The 20,517-nt window shown below is 39.5% G+C and carries 17 protein-coding genes and 1 other annotated feature; of the genes, 10 read left to right on the top strand and 7 right to left on the bottom strand.

Annotated elements, in window-relative coordinates:
• The first annotated feature begins 465 nt into the window (after positions 1-465).
• From rpmH to OZX63_RS09365, 9 genes are all read left to right on the top strand, one after another.
• Positions 466-606 (top strand): 50S ribosomal protein L34, encoded by a 141-nt coding sequence (gene rpmH, locus OZX63_RS09405; protein WP_003549412.1) that lies wholly within the window; start codon positions 466-468, stop codon positions 604-606.
• Positions 607-657: 51 nt separating this feature from the next.
• Positions 658-1,026, top strand: coding sequence for a ribonuclease P protein component (gene rnpA / locus OZX63_RS09400; RefSeq protein ID WP_277132391.1), 369 nt, complete (start codon positions 658-660; stop codon positions 1,024-1,026).
• Position 1,027: 1 nt separating this feature from the next.
• Positions 1,028-1,897: a membrane protein insertase YidC gene (gene yidC / locus OZX63_RS09395; RefSeq protein ID WP_277143506.1), complete on the top strand. Its 870-nt coding sequence runs from the start codon at positions 1,028-1,030 to the stop codon at positions 1,895-1,897.
• Between the two features lie 116 nt (positions 1,898-2,013).
• Complete coding sequence (gene mnmE / locus OZX63_RS09390; protein ID WP_277143504.1) at positions 2,014-3,399, top strand: tRNA uridine-5-carboxymethylaminomethyl(34) synthesis GTPase MnmE; 1,386 nt, start codon at positions 2,014-2,016, stop codon at positions 3,397-3,399.
• 14 nt (positions 3,400-3,413) lie between these two features.
• Positions 3,414-5,312, top strand: a complete 1,899-nt coding sequence (mnmG, locus tag OZX63_RS09385; RefSeq protein ID WP_277143502.1) for a tRNA uridine-5-carboxymethylaminomethyl(34) synthesis enzyme MnmG — start codon at positions 3,414-3,416, stop codon at positions 5,310-5,312.
• Positions 5,313-5,558: 246 nt separating this feature from the next.
• Positions 5,559-7,367 (top strand): pyruvate oxidase, encoded by a 1,809-nt coding sequence (gene spxB, locus OZX63_RS09380; RefSeq protein ID WP_277132388.1) that lies wholly within the window; start codon positions 5,559-5,561, stop codon positions 7,365-7,367.
• 319 nt (positions 7,368-7,686) lie between these two features.
• Positions 7,687-9,465: a pyruvate oxidase gene (spxB, locus tag OZX63_RS09375; RefSeq protein WP_277143500.1), complete on the top strand. Its 1,779-nt coding sequence runs from the start codon at positions 7,687-7,689 to the stop codon at positions 9,463-9,465.
• Positions 9,466-9,581: 116 nt separating this feature from the next.
• Positions 9,582-10,967 carry an NADP-dependent phosphogluconate dehydrogenase gene (gndA, locus tag OZX63_RS09370; RefSeq protein WP_277143498.1) on the top strand — a complete coding sequence of 462 codons (1,386 nt, stop codon included), beginning with the start codon at positions 9,582-9,584 and terminating at the stop codon, positions 10,965-10,967.
• A 94-nt stretch (positions 10,968-11,061) separates the two neighbouring features.
• Positions 11,062-12,609 (top strand): ClC family H(+)/Cl(-) exchange transporter, encoded by a 1,548-nt coding sequence (locus OZX63_RS09365; protein ID WP_277143496.1) that lies wholly within the window; start codon positions 11,062-11,064, stop codon positions 12,607-12,609.
• A 52-nt stretch (positions 12,610-12,661) separates the two neighbouring features.
• On the opposite strand, the gene OZX63_RS09360 is transcribed toward OZX63_RS09365, so the two are convergent.
• Both OZX63_RS09360 and OZX63_RS09355 read right to left on the bottom strand, forming a co-directional pair.
• Complete coding sequence (locus tag OZX63_RS09360; protein ID WP_277132384.1) at positions 12,662-13,972, bottom strand: NCS2 family permease; 1,311 nt, start codon at positions 13,970-13,972, stop codon at positions 12,662-12,664.
• Positions 13,973-14,128: 156 nt separating this feature from the next.
• The gene (locus OZX63_RS09355) at positions 14,129-15,436 is read right to left on the bottom strand and encodes an NCS2 family permease (RefSeq protein ID WP_277143494.1); all 1,308 of its coding nucleotides are present in this window, start codon (positions 15,434-15,436) and stop codon (positions 14,129-14,131) included.
• A 212-nt stretch (positions 15,437-15,648) separates the two neighbouring features.
• On the opposite strand from OZX63_RS09355, the gene OZX63_RS09350 reads away from it, so the two are divergent.
• Positions 15,649-16,446, top strand: coding sequence for a Cof-type HAD-IIB family hydrolase (locus tag OZX63_RS09350; RefSeq protein ID WP_277145123.1), 798 nt, complete (start codon positions 15,649-15,651; stop codon positions 16,444-16,446).
• Here the strand turns inward: OZX63_RS09350 and OZX63_RS09345 are convergent.
• The 5 genes from OZX63_RS09345 to OZX63_RS09325 form a co-directional block, all read right to left on the bottom strand.
• Positions 16,443-17,291, bottom strand: coding sequence for an amino acid ABC transporter substrate-binding protein (locus tag OZX63_RS09345; protein ID WP_277143491.1), 849 nt, complete (start codon positions 17,289-17,291; stop codon positions 16,443-16,445). The genes OZX63_RS09350 and OZX63_RS09345 overlap by 4 nt on opposite strands.
• On the bottom strand, positions 17,292-17,945 hold the full coding sequence (locus tag OZX63_RS09340; protein ID WP_277143489.1) for an amino acid ABC transporter ATP-binding protein: 654 nt from the start codon (positions 17,943-17,945) through the stop codon (positions 17,292-17,294).
• A 14-nt stretch (positions 17,946-17,959) separates the two neighbouring features.
• Entirely contained in the window at positions 17,960-18,601 is a 642-nt protein-coding gene (locus OZX63_RS09335) for an amino acid ABC transporter permease (protein WP_277143488.1), read from the bottom strand.
• 207 nt (positions 18,602-18,808) lie between these two features.
• Positions 18,809-19,039 (bottom strand) — a binding site (T-box leader).
• Between the two features lie 56 nt (positions 19,040-19,095).
• Positions 19,096-19,782, bottom strand: a complete 687-nt coding sequence (locus OZX63_RS09330) for a deoxynucleoside kinase (RefSeq protein ID WP_277143486.1) — start codon at positions 19,780-19,782, stop codon at positions 19,096-19,098.
• Between the two features lie 12 nt (positions 19,783-19,794).
• Entirely contained in the window at positions 19,795-20,445 is a 651-nt protein-coding gene (locus OZX63_RS09325) for a deoxynucleoside kinase (protein ID WP_277145122.1), read from the bottom strand.
• Between the last annotated feature and the right edge of the window lie 72 nt (positions 20,446-20,517).

Raw genomic sequence — 20,517 nt, 5'->3', positions numbered from 1 at the left:
TCTCCTCCAATAATTTTTAACCCAAGTTATTTTACCATCTAAGCAAAATGTTTTCCACAAGTGAACAAAAGAAATTAAGAATTAACATGTTGTGGATAAGACTATTTGGGTAATTAACAATATTTCTGATTATTTGACTGTGGAAAAAGATATTTTTGATAAAGCTGTTAATAAAATTTACTGATATAGCAAAGATAAATTTGAATTTTTAGAATTATATCCACATGGTGTGAATATCTTTATCAACAGGCTGGCGATTGTGGATATTTGCTGCAACAAGGCTGTGAATTACTAAATTGTGGAAAAATAATCTGCTAAAAGTTACACAGACAGATTCAGGTTAGTTTAAAAATTTATCTAATCGGTTCAAAATTAATTAGCATTTTTACTTGGTTTTTTACTTTAATCATGCTATTCTAGATATTAAATTGTGCAGTTAGCATATAAAAATGGAGGTGTAGTTTAATGACAACTAAGAGAACTTACCAACCTAAAAAGCGTCACCGTTCACGAGTTCATGGCTTTATGAAACGGATGAGTACATCTAATGGCCGCAAGGTTTTAGCTAGACGCCGTGCAAAGGGTAGAAAAGTCTTATCTGCTTAAACCACTGAATCCCAGTGGTTTTTTTAGTGTACAAGAGTGGAATGAAACGTTTTGAGAAAGTCTTATCGAGTTAAAACTGAAAATGATTTTCAGCGAGTTTTTAAATCTGGTAATTCAGTGGCAAACCGTGCTTTTGTCATCTATAAAATAGATAAAACAGAAAATAAACATTTTCGAGTGGGGATTTCTGTTGGCAAAAAGGTGGGTCATACTGCCGTTGTTCGCAACCGGCTCAAACGTTATATTCGTGCGGTTCTTACTGAAAATAAGCCTGCAATTGAAGCGCAAATTGACTTTTTAGTGATTGCTAGGCCATATGCGCGTAATTTTAAAATGGCTGAAGTCAGAAAGAACTTGCTGCACGCACTCTTTTTGGCCAATATTATTGAAGAAATACCTGATGAAGTTGAGGAAGATTAGAGTGAAAGACATTTTAACTAAGAGAAATGTCAAACGTCTGCTTACACTACTAGCAGTTGTTGCAATCGCTGTTGTTTTAACGGGTTGTGCAGCGCAAACTAACGCCAAAGTGGCGCCAGTTTCGCATACTAGTGGTAGCTGGTGGAATCGCTGGATCATTTATTATATGTCGGTCTTTATCCTATGGCTGGCTAAAATTATGAGCAATAGTTACGGTTGGGCAATCATTGTCTTTACTGTAATTGTGCGGGTTATTTTGTATCCGCTTAGTGCGATTTCCATTAAGAGCACGACGAAGATGCAAGCAATTCAGCCGGAAATTAATGCATTACGCAAAAAGTATCCGGGTAATGATACGGAATCGCGGACATTATTGTCCCAAGAAACCAATAAGCTTTATAAAGAAGCTGGGATTAATCCGTATGCTGGTTGTTTGCCACTAATTATTCAGTTGCCGGTAATGTATGCCTTGTATGGCGCAATCTGGCAAACACCGCAACTTCAGACAGGTCATTTTTTATGGATGGATTTAGGTAAACCAGATCCTTACTTCATTATGCCGATTTTGTCGATGATTTTGACGTTCCTGTCAACTTACATTAGTCAGTTGTCAACGCCGAAGGAATCACAAACAGCATCAACTAAGATGATGACTTATGGGATGTCAATTATGGTTGGTGTAATGGGAATTTACTTCCAGTCAGCGATTGTTTTGTACTGGGTAGTTTCTAACCTCTTCCAAGTTGGTCAAACCTTTATCTTGCAGAATCCGATTAAATATCGCAAGGCGCAAGAAGCTAAGGCAGAAGCCGAACGTGAGCGTAAACGTCAACTTAGAAGAACCTATAAGCGTTTAAAGCGTAAAAAGTAAATATTTAGTCTAAAGTGATTTTTAGATAAAGTAGTCAAAGTGCTTTATACATCACGAATTTTTCGTGGTGCTATAATGCGCTTTTTTTATTGAAATTTATTTGAAAAGGAGAAATTATGGCACAAACTTTAACCGAATTTGATACAATTGCTGCTATTTCAACGCCAATTGGTGAGGGTGGAATTTCGATTGTCCGCATGTCGGGAGAAGATGCAGTTAAGATTGCTAATCGCGTTTTTAAAGGAGCTAATTTAGCCAAAGTACCTAGTCATACAATTCACTATGGTCACGTAATTGAACCAGAAACTAAGCAGGTAATTGACGAGGCAATGGTTTCAGTGATGCTGGCGCCGAAAACATTTACACGTGAAGATATTGTTGAAATTAACTGCCACGGCGGCATTGTGGTCACTAACCGGATTTTGCAACTATTGCTTAAAGAAGGCGCACGAATGGCGGAAGCCGGTGAGTTTACCAAACGGGCATTTGTTAACGGTCGAATTGATCTGACTCAAGCCGAAAGTGTAATGGATATTGTGCGTGCTAAGACTGATAAGGCCCGCCAAGTTGCTGAAAAACAGCTTGAAGGTGGTCTGCTCGAAAAAATTCGCGCAATGCGGCAGGAAATTTTGGATACTTTGGCAAACGTTGAGGTTAACATTGATTATCCTGAGTATGATGCCGACACTATTACCGCTAAGCAGATGGCGTCTGTTTCACAGTCGGTAAGTGAGAAAATCACGCGCTTACTGGATACGGCAGCTGAAGGGACGGCTTTGCGTAATGGCTTGGCAACGGCAATCATTGGTCAGCCTAATGTTGGTAAGTCATCGCTACTTAATTATTTGACTAAAAGCGATAAGGCAATTGTTACCGATGTTGCGGGGACAACCCGAGACACGTTAGAGGAATACGTTGCAATTAAAGGAGTGCCATTGAAGCTGATCGATACAGCTGGGATTCGGCATACTGATAATAAAGTTGAAAAAATTGGTGTTGAACGGTCTAAAAAGGCGCTGGCTCAAGCTGATTTAGTATTATTACTACTTGATTCTAGTCAGGATTTATCGCCGGAAGACAAGGCTCTGATTGCCGCAACAGATGCTAAAAAGCGAATTGTAATTTTAAATAAGACGGACCTAGGGCAAAAGTTAACGGTTAGTGAAATCAAAAAAATAACGGGTAGCGAGGTAATTGCTACGTCGATTTTGCAGGAAAAGAATCTTACTGAATTAGAAGAAGCAATTAGAAAATTGTTCTTTAGTGGGATTGAAAATTCTAATGATCAGGTGATGGTCACTAACCAGCGCCAAGTTGGTTTATTAGAAAAGGCCAAAAAACAGCTGCAAGACGTTATTCAGGCGGTTAAAGATGAAGTACCGGTAGACATTGCTCAGATTGATTTTAACGGCGCGTGGGATACCTTAGGCGAGATTACAGGCGAAAGCAGTCCTGATGAGCTAGTTAATGAATTGTTTAGTCAATTTTGTTTAGGAAAATAGGAGTAGAAGTGGAAATGATTAAGAGTTACGACTCAAATGATTATGATGTCATTGTTGTTGGTGCCGGTCATGCCGGCAGCGAGGCAGCTTTGGCTAGTGCCAGAATGGGCCAAAAGACTTTGTTGCTGACAATTAGCCTTGATATGGTTGCCTTCATGCCGTGTAATCCGTCCGTTGGTGGTCCAGCTAAGGGGACGGTTGTGCGTGAAATTGATGCTTTGGGCGGCCAAATGGGTAAAAATATTGATGCCACCTATATCCAAATGCGGATGCTGAATACGGGTAAGGGCCCAGCAGTGCGCGCTTTACGGGCTCAAGCTGACAAGTGGCAATATCATGAGCAAATGAAGGATGTCATTGAGAACACTCCTAATTTGACTTTGCGTCAGGCAACAGTGGACGAGTTAATTGTTGAAGATGGGGTATGTACAGGCCTTATCACTAACACAGGTGCTCGTTACCATGCTAAAAGTGTTGTCCTCACAACAGGGACCTCTGCTCGTGGCCGCATTTTTATTGGGGAACTGAATTATTCTTCAGGTCCTAATAACACGGTACCAGCGATTAAATTATCTGAAAATTTGGAAAAATTAGGCTTTAAACTGCGCCGTTTTAAGACTGGTACCCCGCCGCGCGTTAATGGTAATACGATTGATTATTCCAAGACCGAAGAGGAGCCCGGAGATGAAGAGCCGCGCCACTTTTCCTTTACCAGTAGGGATGAAGACTACTTAAAGGACCAAGTTTCTTGCTGGATGACTTATACCAATCAGGAAACGCACAAGATTATTAATGAAAATCTGACACGTTCGCCAATGTTTTCGGGTCAAATTAAGGGTGTTGGCCCGCGTTATTGTCCGTCAATCGAAACCAAGGTTGTCCGGTTTGCTGATAAACCGCGCCACCAAATCTTCTTAGAGCCAGAAGGAAAGACTACCAAGGAAGTCTATGTTGGTGATTTTTCAACTTCAATGCCAGAAGAAATTCAGCTGAAAATGCTGCATTCAGTTGCGGGACTAGAACATGCTGAAATGATGCGTCCAGGTTATGCAATTGAATACGATGTTGTTGATCCGTGGCAGTTAAAGCATACTTTGGAAACCAAAAACATTAAGAACTTGTTTACTGCTGGCCAAATGAACGGTACTTCTGGCTATGAAGAAGCAGCTGGTCAAGGATTAATTGCTGGGATCAATGCTGCTTTGCGTGCTGCTGGCAAGCCTAGCTTTACTTTAGGCAGGGATGAAGCTTACATTGGTGTCTTAATTGATGATTTGGTAACTAAGGGTACTGAGGAGCCATATCGCTTACTCACTTCTCGCGCCGAGTATCGCTTGATTTTGCGCCACGATAACGCTGACTTACGGTTAACTGATTATGGCTACAAGTTGGGCTTAATTTCAGATGAACGCTATGCTAAATTCGAAGATAAGAAAAAACAAATTGCGAATGTTAAGGCAAAATTGGCTAGTTTAACCATTCATCCAAATTTTGAAATTCAACAATATTTGAGTGGAATTGGTGAAAATGCAATGGGTGCTGGTGTTAAGGCAGATATCTTTTTAAGACGGCCTAAAGTAACAATTGATGACATTGAACGGCTGACAGGAGAGGAAATTTCATCAGATCGTTATGTCAAAGAACAGGTTGAAATTAATATTAAGTACGCCGGATATATTAAAAAAGAACAAGTTCAGATTGACCGGCTCCACCGTCAAGAAGCTAAAAAAATCCCAGCAGGCATTGACTATAATGCAATCGATGGTTTGGCAACTGAAGCAAGACAGAAATTCGCTAAGATTCGGCCTGAGACAATAGCTCAAGCCGAAAGAATATCGGGTGTTAATCCGGCAGATTTGGCTATTTTGAGTGTGTATATTCAAAACGGTCATTACGAAAAGATTAAGAAATAAAAAATTTAAAAATTTTTTATATTTGAAACTTGGCGATTATATTTGAAGAATGATCAATTGATAACAAGCATAAAGATTGCTATAAAAGCGTTATCAATGATAACGCTATCCAAATTGTGAAAATATTTCTTTTTAAAAGCCGAAATCCCAGTACTTTATTAACGTTAGTGCATACTTGAAATTGTGAAATTATATGTTTTAATACATTATGTAAGTAAACATGTATTTAAGGAGATGCACTTTAAAATGGCAAAAATTAATGGCGCAAATGCTATGCTTCAAGTTTTATTGGACTGGCATATTGATCATATTTATGGTTTCCCAGGTGGTTCATTCGATTCAACAATGAACGCTATCCACGATTTCAAGGGCAAGATGAACTATATTGAAGTTCGTCACGAAGAAGCTGGTGCTTTGGCAGCAGCTGCTGAATATAAATTCACTGGTCATGCTGGTGTATGTTTTGGTTCAGCCGGCCCTGGTGCTGTTCACTTGATGAATGGTTTGTACGATGCAAAATACGACAAGGTACCTATGGTAGCTATCGTTGCTAACGTACCAACTAGCCGTCAAGATATTGACTTCTTCCAAGCTTTTGATGAAAAGCCTTGGTTTGATGCTGTAGCAGTTTGGAACCACCAAATTAAGACAGCTGACCAAGTTCCTAGCATGATGGATGAAGCTCTTCGTCAAGCATATGCTAAGAAGGGTCCAGCAGTTTTAATCCTTCCTAAGGACTTTGGTTGGGACAAGATTAACGATAACTTCCGTGTAACATACAACTCATTAGAAGCTATTCCTAACTATGCAGCTCCTAAGAAGACTGATGTTGACGCAGCTGTTAAACTTCTTAAAGAAGCAAAGAACCCAGTAGTATACTACGGTATGGGTATGAAGGGTCACGGCGATGTTTTAAAGGCATTTGCTGACAAGTTTAAGACTCCAATTATGTCATCAGTTATTGCTAAGGGTATTGTTGAAGACAAGTTCCCAGCATACATGGGTTCAATTGGTCGTGTTGCACCAAAACCTAGTGATGATATCCAAACTCACGCTGACTTGGTTGTTTGGGTTGGTAACAACTCACCATTCTCAGTATTCTTCTTTGATCCAAAGGCTAAGGTCATCCAAATTGATGTTGACTCAGAAAAATTGGGCAAGCGTCATGCTGTTGATGTTCCAATCTTGGCTGATGGTGCTAAGACTTTGCAAGCAATCATTGATGCTGGTGAAGCTCGTGAAGAATCACCACTTTACAAGGCTGCTATTGCAGACCGTGAAAACTGGGAAGAATGGGAAAACAGCTTTGTTGACTCAGACGAAATGCCAGTTCGTCGTGAACCAATCTTTGACATCATTAACAAATACGCTGCAGACAACGCAATGTTTGCTATTGATGTTGGTAACATCAACATTGACTTCCAACGTTTAGTTAACTTACATGATGAACAAACTTGGGCAACTTCAGGCTTGTACGCAACTATGGGCTTTGGTACTCCAGCATCACTTGCTGCAGCTACTACTCATCCAGAACGTGAAGTTTGGAACCTTGGTGGTGACGGTGGTTTCGCAATGATGAACCAAGAACTGTTGACACAAGCTCGTTACAACATGCACGTTATCAACGTTGTCTTCACTAACGAAACTTTAGGTTACATTCAAGCTGAACAAGAAGATGAATCTAACCAACCATTATCAGGTGTTATCATTCCTAACAACGACTGGGCAAAGGTTGCTGAAGGTATGAACGTTAAGGGCGTAACTGTACGTACTAAGAAGGAATTCGAAGACGCAGTTAAGGAATTCAAGCAAATGGATGGACCAATGTTAATCGACGTTAAGTTCACTCACGAAATGCCTTACTCAACTGAATTGAACACTTTGGACGACCCAGCATTTGTTGAGAAGTACCAAGCACAAGGTTTGAAGCCATTCAGTTACTTTGCTGAAAAATACGGTCTTGTAGAAGACACTGCTTCAGGTGCTTCAGAAGAAGAAGCTGAACCTGAACCAGAGCCAGAAGAAGATGCAACTTCAGGTGCTTCAGCACACTAATAATTAATAAATAATTTTAATTATTTTTAGAGAAACGAAATCAATTTATTTTGGTTTCGTTTTTTTGTTTATACTGATATATATTAATAGTGGCGGTTTTTAGCGAAATCTAGTATAGTCTGTAAATAAAGCGATTTCCGTTTATTAAAGTCAACTTATCACTAAATTGATCGTCTGAAAATTTATGATTATGTTACTTTTTGTATTTTGCTAGTTATCTTCTAAAGCCTGAGTTATTTGCAATTCAGTTACTTGTAATTATGGAATTATATGTTTTAATACTGTATGTAAGTGATTTATTTGAAGGAGATACGCTCAAATGACAAAAATTAATGGCTCAGATGCAATGCTTCAAGTATTAGTTGATTGGGATATTGACCACATCTTTGGTTATCCAGGTGGTTCATTCGACTCAACTATGAATGCTATTCTTAATTTCAAAGACAAACTTAAGTTTATCGAAGTTCGTCACGAAGAAGCTGGCGCTTTAGCAGCTTCAGCTGAATACAAGCTCACCGGTAAAGTTGGTGTATGTTTTGGTTCAGCTGGACCTGGTGCTGTTCACTTGATGAACGGTTTATACGACGCTAAGTACGACAAGACTCCAATGGTAGCTATCATTGCTAACGTACCTACTAGCCGTCAAGACATGAACTTCTTCCAAGCTTTTGATGAAAAGCCTTGGTTTGATAACGTTGCTGTTTGGAACCACCAAGTTAAAGCAGCTAACCAAATTCCACGGATGATGGATGAAGCTCTTCGTCAAGCATACGCTAAGAAGGGTCCAGCAGTTTTAATCTTGCCAAAAGACTTCGGTTGGGACAAGATTAACTACAACTTCCAAGTTACTGCTAACTCATTAACTGCTATGCCTAACTACGCTGCACCAATTAAAGAATCAGTTGATGAAGCAGTTAAGTTAATTGCAGAAGCTACAAATCCAGTAGTTTACTTTGGTATGGGACTTAAGGGTCACGGTGACGTATTGAAGGCATTCTCAGACAAGTTCAAGATGCCACTTATGTCATCAGTTATTGCTAAGGGTATCGTTGAAGATGCATTCCCAGCATACTTGGGTTCAATTGGTCGTTGTGCTCCTAAGGCAAGTGACGACATCCAAACTCACGCTGACTTGGTTGTATGGGTTGGTAACGACTCACCATTCTCAAGCTACTTCTTTAACCCTAAGGCTAAGATGATCCAAATTGATATTGACTCAGAAAAATTGGGTAAGCGTCACACTGTTGATCTACCAATCTTGGCTGACGGTGCTAAGACTTTGCAAGCAATCATTGATGCTGGTGAAGCTCGTGAAGAATCACCACTTTACAAAGCTGGTGTTGAAGACCGTAAGAACTGGGAAGAATGGCAACACAGCTTTGACGATGCAGATGAAATGCCAATTCGTCGTGAACCAATCTTTGACATTATTAACAAATACGCTGCAGACGATGCAATGTTTGGTATTGATGTTGGTAACATCAACATTGACTTCCAACGTTTGATGAACTTGCACGATAACCAAGTTTGGGCAACTTCAGGCTTGTACGCAACTATGGGCTTTGGTTCACCAGCTGCTGTAGCTGCTGCAACTGCTTGTCCAGACCGTGAAGTTTGGAACCTTGGTGGTGACGGTGGTTTTGCAATGATGAGTCAAGAATTATTGACCCAAGCTCGTTACAACATGCACATCATGAACGTTGTCTTCACTAACGAAACTCTTGGTTTCATCCAAGCTGAACAAGAAGACCAATCACACCAACCATTATCAGGTGTTATCCTTCCAGATAACGACTGGGCAAAGGTTGCTGAAGGTATGAACGTTAAGGGTGTAACTGTACGTACTAAGCAAGAATTTGAAGATGCAGTTAAGGAATGGAAGAGTTCTGACAAGCCAATGTTAGTAGACGTTAAGCTTACTCACGAAATGCCATACTCAACTGAATTAAACACTTTGGACGACCCAGCATTCGTTGAGAAGTACCAAGCACAAGGTTTGAAGCCATTCAGCTACTTCGCTGAAAAATACGGCGTTAACGATGATGCTTTCGGTCCTGTAGATGAAGACGATGCAACTTCAGGTGCTTCAGAAGCTTAATGTTAATTAATCGTTAATATTAAAAAATAAAAAGCGGAACTAATAAAAAGGTTTCGCTTTTTTGCATACTTATAAGTATAATAATAGAGGATAAATTTAATAGTGGAGGATAAAATATGCAACAATTTGGAATAATTGGCTTATCTGTAATGGGTAAGAATCTTGCTTTAAATGTCAGAAATAGTGGCTTTTCAGTTTCTGGTTACAGTATCGACAAGCCAGAAGTCGATGCTTTTGCAAAATATGAAGACGATAAATTAAAACCTACTTATTCTTGGGAAGAGTTCGTTAATTCATTAGAGAAACCACGCAAAATTTTAATTCAAATCGCTGCTGGTCGTCCGGTTGATGAAACTTTACATACTTTATTACCCTTACTAGACAAGGGTGATATTTTAATCGACGGTGGTAACTCCAATTTTAACGATACTAACCGGCGGTTTCACGAAATGCAGGAACACGGCATTCACTTTATTGGAATGGGTGTTTCCGGTGGTGAAGAAGGGGCTTTGAATGGTCCAGCTTTGATGCCAGGTGGCGATGAAGAAGCCTACAAGCAAGTTGCTCCTATCTTAGAAGCAATTGCTGCTAAGAACACTGAAGGTCGTCCTTGTGTCAGCTTTATTGGACCCGAAGGCAGCGGTCACTACGTTAAAATGGTTCATAACGGAATTGAATACGGCATTATGCAAGAATTTTCCGAAGTTTATGATATTTTACGAAAAGTTGCTGGTAAAACTAATGAGGAAATGGCGCAAATCTTTACTGATTGGAACCAAGGAATCGTTAAGGCTTACTTAAGTGAAATTACGGCAGAAGTCTTAAAGCAAAAAGATGAATTAACTCCTGACCATGTAATCGACCATATCTTGAATGTGGCATCATACAAGGGTACTGGTAACTGGATGCTTGAAGACGCAATTCGCTTAGGAACACCAATCAGTGTAATTGCGGAAGCTGTTTTAGCACGGTTTATGTCTAAGGCAACAACACGCGCTGGTAAAGAAATTACTTGGAATGGCGATGTACCAAGTGATTTAGTAGCTAACTTGGGTAAAGCACTGCAATTAGGTCAAGCTGTTGCTTATGCTCAAGGCTTCCAACAATTGAAGATGGCCGCAGATGCTTATAAATGGGATTTGCGTTACCCAGCAATTGCCCAAGATTGGGAAGCTGGCTGTATTATTCGTTCATCAATGTTGAAAGATATTGAAAATGCTTATGAGAACGGCAAAAAGCTGGATAATTTATTTGAAGATAGTTACTTCAAGGACTTAATGGCTGAAAACATTGGTGCTTTGCGGCAAGTAATTGCATTAGCAACTAAAGCCGGTATTCCAACACCAACCTTGAGTGCAGCTCTTAATTACTTAGAATCAATTTTTAATCCAAGCTTACCTGCTAACCTAATTCAGGGTCAACGTGATTACTTCGGTGCGCACACTTACTACAGAAATGACCGTCCTGGTGTCTTCCATACAGAATGGTATGAAGAAAAATAATCATGTTACACGTGTAACACAAAAACAGCTAAATTAATTTAGCTGTTTTTTGTTGTACAATGGAAAGAGTGTTTTAGATAGGGGAGTATAAGTTTTGCGCAATCATTCGGAAATAAAATTGTTGGGCCAGGCCCTGTTAGTGGGACTATTTACAGGCATAATTGTCGGTATCTTTCGCTTAGAAATTGAAAAGATGACGGCTTTTTGGTTGAAATTATTTAATTTAGCACATAGCAATGCTTGGTGGCTCGCCATCATTGCCTGCGGTCTGGCATTAGTGGGGATGATAGCTGGTTATTTTGTTAAACAATATCCTCATGTTGGTGGGTCTGGAATTCCTGAGGTTAAGTTGCAACTGCAAGGAAATCTGACACTCCAGTGGCTACCAATTTTGTGGCGCAAATTAATTGGTGGAATTTTAGTAATTAGTACAGGCCTGTTCCTAGGGCCTGAGGGACCATCTCTTCAATTAGGGGCAACTATCGGTCAAGGAGTCGGCGAGGGCTGCAGTCAGACTAAAACTAACGCCCGCGTCCTAATTGCAACGGGAGCGGCGAGTGGCTTAGCCGCCGCATTTGGTGCGCCGCTAAGTGGTGCCCTGTTTGTCCTAGAAGAAGTGTTTCATAATTTTTCGCAACGCGTGTGGCTCAATGCTCTGGCTGGAGCAATGGTTGCTGACTTCGTTGTTTCCAATTTGTTTGGTCAGCATGCGGCGCTGGCACTGTCTTATAACCATACGTTCCCAATTTTGCTTTACTGGCACCTGGTATTTTTAGGAATTATTTTAGGATTGTTAGGTTATTTGTATAAAACAGGCTTATTTAGCTGCAAAAAATTATATGCGAAAATTACGCTGTTACCTAACTGGTTGTATGGTCTGATCCCGCTAGCTTTATTGATTCCAATTGCATATTGTTGGCCGTTAATTACTGGTCCTGGTAATCGTTTAATCCTTAGTTTGCCTAAGATGATCACCAAAACTGGCTGGTCAATGGTTGGATTACTGTTATTTTTCTATTTGGTTAGAATTATTTTTTCAATTGTTTCGTATGATTCGGGATTGCCAAGTGGCATCTTTTTACCGATTTTGACGATGGGCGCCCTAATAGGTGCTATTTATGGCTTAACAATGGTACAGCTGCATTTATTACCTCAAAAGTTGGTGATTAATCTAATCATCTTTGCAATGGCGGGCTACTTTGCGGCAATTATTCGGGCACCGTTTACCGCCGTAATTTTAATTACGGAAATGGTTGGCTCGTTATTGCACCTAATGCCACTGGCTGTGGTTTCGTTTGTGGCGCTGCTAGTTGATGAATTGCTCGGCGGGATGCCGATCTATGACAGCTTGGCACAAGCAATGCTGGGTAAGAAAAAGTCAGCTCAGGTAACAGGACAGCGCGACCAGCTGACGATTTCGGTTTATGAAAATAGTGATTTGGTTGACCGAAAGATAGTAGATATCAAGTGGCCACAGCACACATTGGTTAAAATTATTCATCGCGGTGGTCGGGATTTGATTCCTAATGGTCAAACTAAAATCAACAATGGTGATAGTTTGATTTTGGAAGTTGATGCTGGTCAGCGTGGTCAGGTTTATGAAAAGATAAAACAGCTACAGGCTGTTGAATATGACGGTTAAAATTGCCGATACAAAAAAAGCCACCTGAAAAGGTGGCTTTTGGTTTACTTAATTACATATTGGTTACTAAAAAGAAAATGATAAAAATTACAAATAGTACGTACATCATTGGTGAGACTTTTTTAGATTGCTTAGAAGCGATCATTGTAATCGGATAAGCAATCATGCCTAGTGCTAAACCATCAGAAATACTGTAAGTTAGGGGCATGCCAACAACCGTCAGGAATGCAGGCAAAGCAATCTCAAATTTTTCCCAATTGATTTTTTTCAAATTGCCAGCCATTAAAACACCAACAATAATTAACGCTGGTGCAGTAACTGTTGTTGGAATAACAGCTAATAGCGGACTAAAAATCATACTAATTAAAAATAAAATACCAACAAAGATTGCGGTTAATCCGGTACGACCGCCCATGGCGATACCAGCACTTGATTCAACTGAAGTTCCAAGTGGTGCTGTCCCGAGAATAGCACCTTCAACCATTGCCGCAGAATCTGATAAGAATGCGCGACCAATCCGTGGAATTTTACCGTTTTTATCAACCATTCCTGCTTGCTCAGTCATTCCAATTAAGGTACCAGCAGTATCAAAAAAGGTAACTAGCAAGAAGGTCAGAACAACCATGAACAGTTGCGGTGTATTAATGTCTTTTAAATGAAAAACTGCTTGGCCGAAGGTCGGAGCAATACTTGGTGCACTGGAAATGATAGCTTTAGGTAAAGCTATTTGACCAATTACAATGCCAAATACAGCGGTAACGACCATCCCAATAAAAATGGAACCGGGAATGTTCATTGCCATTAAGATAACAGTTAGCGTTAACCCAAACAAGGTAATCCAGACAGCAGGTGAATTAAATTTACCTAAAGTCACAAGGTTAGAATCACTATTTACAATCAACTTACCATTTTGTAAGCCAATAAAAGCGATGAAGAGGCCAATTCCAGCTGAAATTGCATATTTCATGTCTTGCGGAATTGCATCAACAACTATTTCCCGTAATTTTAGAACAGTTATCAGGATAAACAGTACGGATGCAACTAGAACGGCAGCTAATGCAGTTTGCCAGTTGATATGCATGCCAACGCAGACGTTGTAAGCGAAAAAGGCTGCACTACCAAGAGTTGGTGCTAAGGCAATTGGATAATTGGCAACTAAGCCCATGATGAAACAGCCAATAGCTATTGAAATCGCGGTAACGGTAAACGCCGCACCTTTATCGATTCCAGCTGCATGTAAAATGTTAGGGTTAACAAAAAGGATGTAGGAGAGACTGACAAACGTGGTTAATGCAGCGATTAACTCGCGTTTAACAGTGGTATGAGCATCGTTTAAATGAAAGACTTTATCTAGTGTCGTCATTTTTTCCTCCAAAATATTAAATTAAAAAGAACCAATGTAACTAGTATATAACTAAATCATGTTATATTTCCATGATATAGCCAAATTTATTTTATAAGAAGTAAAAAAGCCAAAATCTACTGTCAGATTTTGGCTTTAATAATATTTTTTATTAAATTAAAAGTTGAGTACCCAAAGGAAGAAAATAAAGACGAAGAAGAGAATCCACATCATTGGTGTAACTTCCTTGCCGCGCTTAGCAGCAACCATGCAGATTGGATAAGTGATTAATCCTAAGGCTAACCCATCGGAAATGGAGTAGGTTAGGGGCATACCAATCAAGATCAAGAAGGCAGGTACGGCAATTTCCATCTTGTCCCAATGAATATGAGCCGTATTTTGAGCCATTAGAACACCAACAATAATTAAAGCTGGTGCTGTTACATGAGTGGTAAATAACCCAAGTAATGGACTGAAAATCATTGAAATTAAGAAGAAAATTGCGACAAAGACAGCAGTTAAACCAGTTCGACCACCGACAGCAATTCCGGCACTTGATTCAACAAAGGCACCAATCGGTGAAGTCCCTAGGACAGAACCAACCATCATGGCGGTTGAGTCAGAAGCTAAAGCTCTACCAACTCGCGGCATCTTGTTGTCTTTCATAAATCCAGCTTGTTGAGCCAGTCCGATTAATGTACCGGCAGTATCAAAGAAGGTAACTAGTAAGAACGTTAATACAACAACCCACATTTGCAACGAATTGATGTCTTTAACGTGAAAGACTGCTTGACCAAAGGTTGGCGCAATACTTGGCGCCATGGAAATTACTTTAGTTGGCAGCGGGATTTGTCCGGTAGCAACACCGAAGATTGCGGCTAATACCATGCCGATAAAAATAGCACCGGGTACATTCAAAATCATTAACACAACGGTTATTAACAAGCCAAAGATGGTAATCCAAACTGCTGGATCGTGAAGTGATCCTAAACCAACTAAGGTTGACTTGTTACCGATAATTAAACCACCATCTTGCATTCCTAAAAAGGCGATAAACAAGCCGATACCTGAAGAAATGGCAAATTTCAGGTCAGCTGGAATAGCATTGATGATTTTTTCCCGCAATTTAAACAAAGTGATTAAAATGAAGATGATTGAGGCAACAAAAACAGCAGCTAACGCTGTTTCCCATGAAACATGCATGCCAACACAGACCGTGTAAGCAAAGAAGGCGTTAATTCCAAGGGCTGGTGCTTCACCAATTGGGTAATTGGCAACAATCCCCATAATTGCTGTTCCTAATGCACTTGCTAAGGCAGTTGAGGTAAAGACGGCCCCAGAGTTCATGCCACTTGCACCCAAAACGCTAGGGTTAACAAAAAGGATGTATGACATACTAATAAAAGTAGTTAAACCAGCAAGAAATTCCACTTTAATGCTAGTGTTATATTTATCGAGCTGAAAATAACTCTTAATAAAATTCATTATCTCTCTCCCACAAATTAATGTTCGTGTTTAAAATTTAACTTTCGACTATTAAAGTCTATCACTCTGAAAAATAATTGCAAACACGAATTATTAAAACCAATCATTGACTGAAGAGTAACTATCGTCTATTAACGGTTATTGACCAAGACTAGTAATAATCGTTAAAATAAGCTTAATTATTACTAATTAAAGAAAATAGTTGAGGAGAAATTATGGTTAAACTACTTTTTTCAGATATTGACGGTACATTAATCAATTCTGACTTGCAAGTAACACCTAGAACGCGGGATGCAATTCGCAAACAGGTAATTAAAGGCAATATTTTTGTGCCAGTATCAGGTCGGATGCCACAAGGAATTATGACAGCAGCTGGACAAATTATGAAGAGCTGTCCGCTCATTGCTTACAATGGCGCTCTAGTTTTAGATGAAATGGGTCGTCCATTGAACTCGCAGTTTATGACTGCCGATCAGGCAGAAGAAATATGTCAGTATGTTGAGCGTAAGAATAACGGAACTGTTTGGAACGTTTATAGTGGCTATAACTGGTATTATTTCCCGGGAAATAATTGCGAATTAGTTCAAAAAGAAGAAAAGATCGTCAAAGTTAAGGCAACACCAAGCTCACTAACTCAAGTCAAAAAGCTTAAGGGTGCTCACAAAGTATTGATTATGGGTGACCCAAAGTTGTTAGATGAGGAACAAGTGGAATTAAAAGCAAATTATCCAGAATTATATATCGTTAAATCTGCACCAAATTTGCTTGAAGTAATGATTAACGGTGTTTCTAAGGGGAATGGCATTAAAATTTTGGCAGAAGATTTTAATGTTAAATTAGCTGACTGCTGGGCTTTTGGCGATAATTATAATGATGCAGCAATGCTAGAAACCGTTGCTCATCCAGTATTAATGGCTAATGCGCCTGCTGATTTAAAGGCAAAGTTTAAAGTAATCACGCAGGATAATGATCATGACGGAATTGCCGACGTTTTGGAGCAGTTAGACTAATTTTTCTTTAGCAAGGGTGTATCAGCAGCCGAGCCAAACCATTTATGATTAATTTTGGCTAGTGTGCCATCTTTAGCTAATTTATCAAGCCCAGTATTGATTTTTTCCCGCAAAGTTATGTCGCTTTTTCTCATGCCGACACCAAAGGCATCTTTAGGAAATGGCCCGTGAATTACGGTAAAGTCAGCTGGGTGTTTTTGGCGTGCAATATAGTAGTCGGCGTAAGTGCTGTCAATTAGCAATCCCTGAATGCGACCGGCATTTAAGTCGATAAAAGCATTAGTGAAGGAGTCATACAGAACCGGATCGTGATTTTTAATGCGATTTTTAAGCAATTTTGGCTGTTTGATAATGTCGTTATATCCAGAAGACCCAGTTTGCGCTCCTAATGTTTTTCCAGTCATATCAGCATAGGAATTAATGTGGTTTTTACGTTTAGTCACCAATAATTGCTCGCTATACAGGTAAGTCTTGCTAAAGCCAACCTTTGCTTTGCGCTCAGGAGTCTTGCTAAAACCGTTCCAGATTAAGTCAATAGTTCCGTTTTTGAGTTCTGTGGTGTTCATCGACCAGTCAATTGTCTGGAAGCTAACGCGCATGCCGTATTGCTTAAAAACAGCCTTAGCTAAATCAACATCATAACCAATTAACTGTCCATTTTTTTGGCGAAATCCCATTGGAACAAAGGTATCATCAACACCAATAGTTACGTAGCCACGTTTTTCTAGCCGCTGCCAATTGTCGGTTTGACTAGCTCGCTTACCAACCGAAACTCCGCTACAACCAGTTAGAAAAATCCCACAGCAGAAAATCATTATAAGGGTAAGAAAATTTTTACGTTTCACTTAGCTCGACCTCCTTTGGCTGAGATCGGTAACAGTAAAGGTTTTATCAGCAACTTCTTTGGCAAAATCCATATCATGAGTAACAATGATTTGTGTCATGTTCTCTTCACGCTTTAATTTTAGAATGATTTCAGCAACCGTCCCGCGTAAAGCAGGGTCAAGAGCAGAAGTTGGCTCGTCGTAACAAAGAATTTGCGGTTTCATGGCTAAAGCACGGGCAATGGCAACTCGTTGTTGCTGTCCACCAGAGAGTTGTGCAGGATAGAGCTGTTCTTTACCGGTTAAATTTAAACGTTCAAGTAGTTCCTTGGCTTGCTTTTCGGCCGCTGCTTTATCTTTTTTGAGTGCTAAAGTTGGGGCTAACGTGATGTTTTCCAATACAGTTAAATTAGGAAATAATTGATAGTCTTGGAAAACAACGCCGATTATTTGGCTGCTATCGGTTGGATTAGCGGGATTAAATTCTTGACCATCCCATAAAAAACTGCCGGAGTCGATAGTTTCAAGACCACTTAAGCAGCGCAACAAAGTTGTTTTCCCAGCTCCAGATGGCCCGACAATTGCTAAAATTTGCCCGCTAGGGATAGTCAAGTTGACTTTATCTAAGATTGTTCGTTGACCGAATTTCTTGGTAATATTTTTAAGTTCTAACATCTAATCGCCTCCAACTATTTCCATTTAGAATAACTATTTTCAATTTTCTTCAAAAGATAAGATGCAATTCCCGTCATAGCTAGGTAGATGATACCAACCAAAACTAGTGGCACTAGGGTGACATCTCTTGCTGTGGCAACATTGCCGGCTCTTAGGAGGTCACCAAGGCCAATAACATAGACTAGGGAAGTATCCTTAACCAGATTGATAACCTCGTTACCAATGGATGGGATAACAATCTTAACAACTTGAGGAATAACAATATGCTTTAATGTTTGCATCTTAGTTAATCGCAAAACTCGCGCACTTTCATATTGTCCTTCGGGAATAGCTTGAAAGCCGCCCCGAAAAATTTCTGCAAAATATGCTGCATAGTTGAGGATAAAAGCAAATAATGCCGCATCATAGCGCTGAAAAATCACGCCAATAATTGGTAAGCCATAGAAAACAAAAATTAATTGTAATAATAATGGCGTTCCCCGCATAATCCAAACATAAAATTTTAAAAAGAGCTGCAAAGGCTTAATATGCGAGATGAGCCCTAAGCTAATGATAATTCCTAAGGGAATAGAAATAATAAGTGTCCAACAAAACAGTGATAAAGTCATTTGTGCTCCCTGAAGTAGGGAAGGCATGATGGCGTTAATGTAATTCATGGTATTCTCCTTATATAATAAAAACGTCCCCTTAGACGTTGGTCTAAGAGGACGTTTAATCGTGGTTCCACCTCAATTTGCTGTTTGCTCACGCAAACAGTCTCAATCAGTTAAATACTGCATAAGTAGTTTAACTGTAGTGATAACGGGACTACCGGAATTTCTTAATTTGTAAGAAAAAAGCCGCCCTCTTAGATAATTTCTATCTAAAAGGACGACTTAACGCGATTCCACCTTAATTTGCTATTTACTCACGTAAATAACCTCGGTCAGTTTAACAAGAATGAAAAACTGTAGTGATAACGGCACCGCCGGAATTTCTTACATTTTTAGAAAAACGGTTCGCAGGTGTGATTCATACTAGGCGCTTTATGTCTTTACAGCAACTGACACTCTCTGGTAAGTCCTAAATATTACTAGTCTGCTCATAACCTTTTTAATTTTCTTTTAATTATAATCACTTAATTCGATAAGTCAAGCAGTTATAATTAAAGTTATTCAGAAATCTTAATGTCAGTTGGCTTATCCCATGACTCAGGTAATTTGCCAACTTCTTTTAATTTGGCAACAATCTGGTCTAAAACTGTTGCCCGAGCTTGCTCATCGGTCATAAAGTCAAGAGCATCACCATCAATTTCCATCTTAGGTGAATAATCGTACTTGTCATACCATGGCTTGTAGTAACGCAAGAGCCGCTTGTAATAGTCTTCAAGCGTTGCGTCGTAACTAAGCTGTTCGTAAGGACGACCACGCTTTTGAATTCGCTTGATCATCGTGTCATAAGAAACGTTGATGTGGACTAACAAGTCAGGATTCTTCTTTGGCATATGGGTAAGCTCACTCATCATGTTGTTTAATAATTCATAATAAGTGTCTACTTCTTCTTGAGTTGCCCGACCAATGTCAGCATTCATTTGGAAGAAAAGGGCATCTTCATAAATTGAACGATCTAGAACATTGTTGTCTTCTGTTAAAGCATCTTTAATACTGCGAAAACGTGTATTTAGGAAAAATACTTGCAATAAAAAGGCGTATTTTTTAGGATCAGCGTAAAAAAGCGGCAAAACAGGGTTGTTATCGACGCTTTCGTAGAATGGCTTAGTACCTAAATAATCTGCTAAAATACTGGTTAAACTGGATTTACCGGCTCCAATTGGCCCGCTTAAAACAATAACTGTCATCACGTTCCTTCTTTATTTTAAATTACCTAGTTCGCGCAATTTGTCATCAATTTGCTGCAAAACTTCTTTTTTAGCATTTTCATCAGTAATGAAATCAAATTTATCACCATCAATTGCTATTTTAGGTGATGCATTGTAATTTTCATACCATGGCTCATAGTAGCGAATCAGGCGTGCATAGTAGTCCTTTAAACTAGGATCTGTACTGATTTGTTCATAAGAGCGACCGCGCTTTTTAATGCGTTTAAGCATTGTTTCTAGCGACACATGAATGTAAATGAGTAAATCCGGCTTCTTACTTGGATTACCGGGAGTATCTTCCATCATGTTTTCGAGCAAGCCGTCGTAAATCTTAAATTCTGTTGGATCAGCGACATTACTGTCTGCGTTCATTTTGAAAAAGAGAGCATCTTCATAGATTGAACGGTCTGAAACACTGTTTTTCTCTTTAACTGCTTGATTAATCTGTGCTATCCGATGGTTGAGCAAGTAGATATTGAGCAAAAACGTATATCGCTTCATGTCCTTGTAGTACAGGGGAAGAACAGGATTGCTGTCAACTCCCTCATAGAAGGCTTGAGTACCTAGATGTTCAGCTAAAATACTGGTTAAACTGGATTTACCGGCTCCAATTGGCCCGCTTAAAACAATAACTTGAATCACGTTCTTTCTTAAATACAACATATTGATACTTAATAAGTTTAATACGAGATGTAGGGGTAAAACAAGGAAAAA

Source organism: Lactobacillus sp. ESL0700 (assembly GCF_029392095.1).
Lineage (GTDB): Bacteria > Bacillota > Bacilli > Lactobacillales > Lactobacillaceae > Lactobacillus.
Note: the sequence above shows the minus strand (reverse complement) of the source record. Positions and strands in the feature narration are given on the sequence as shown.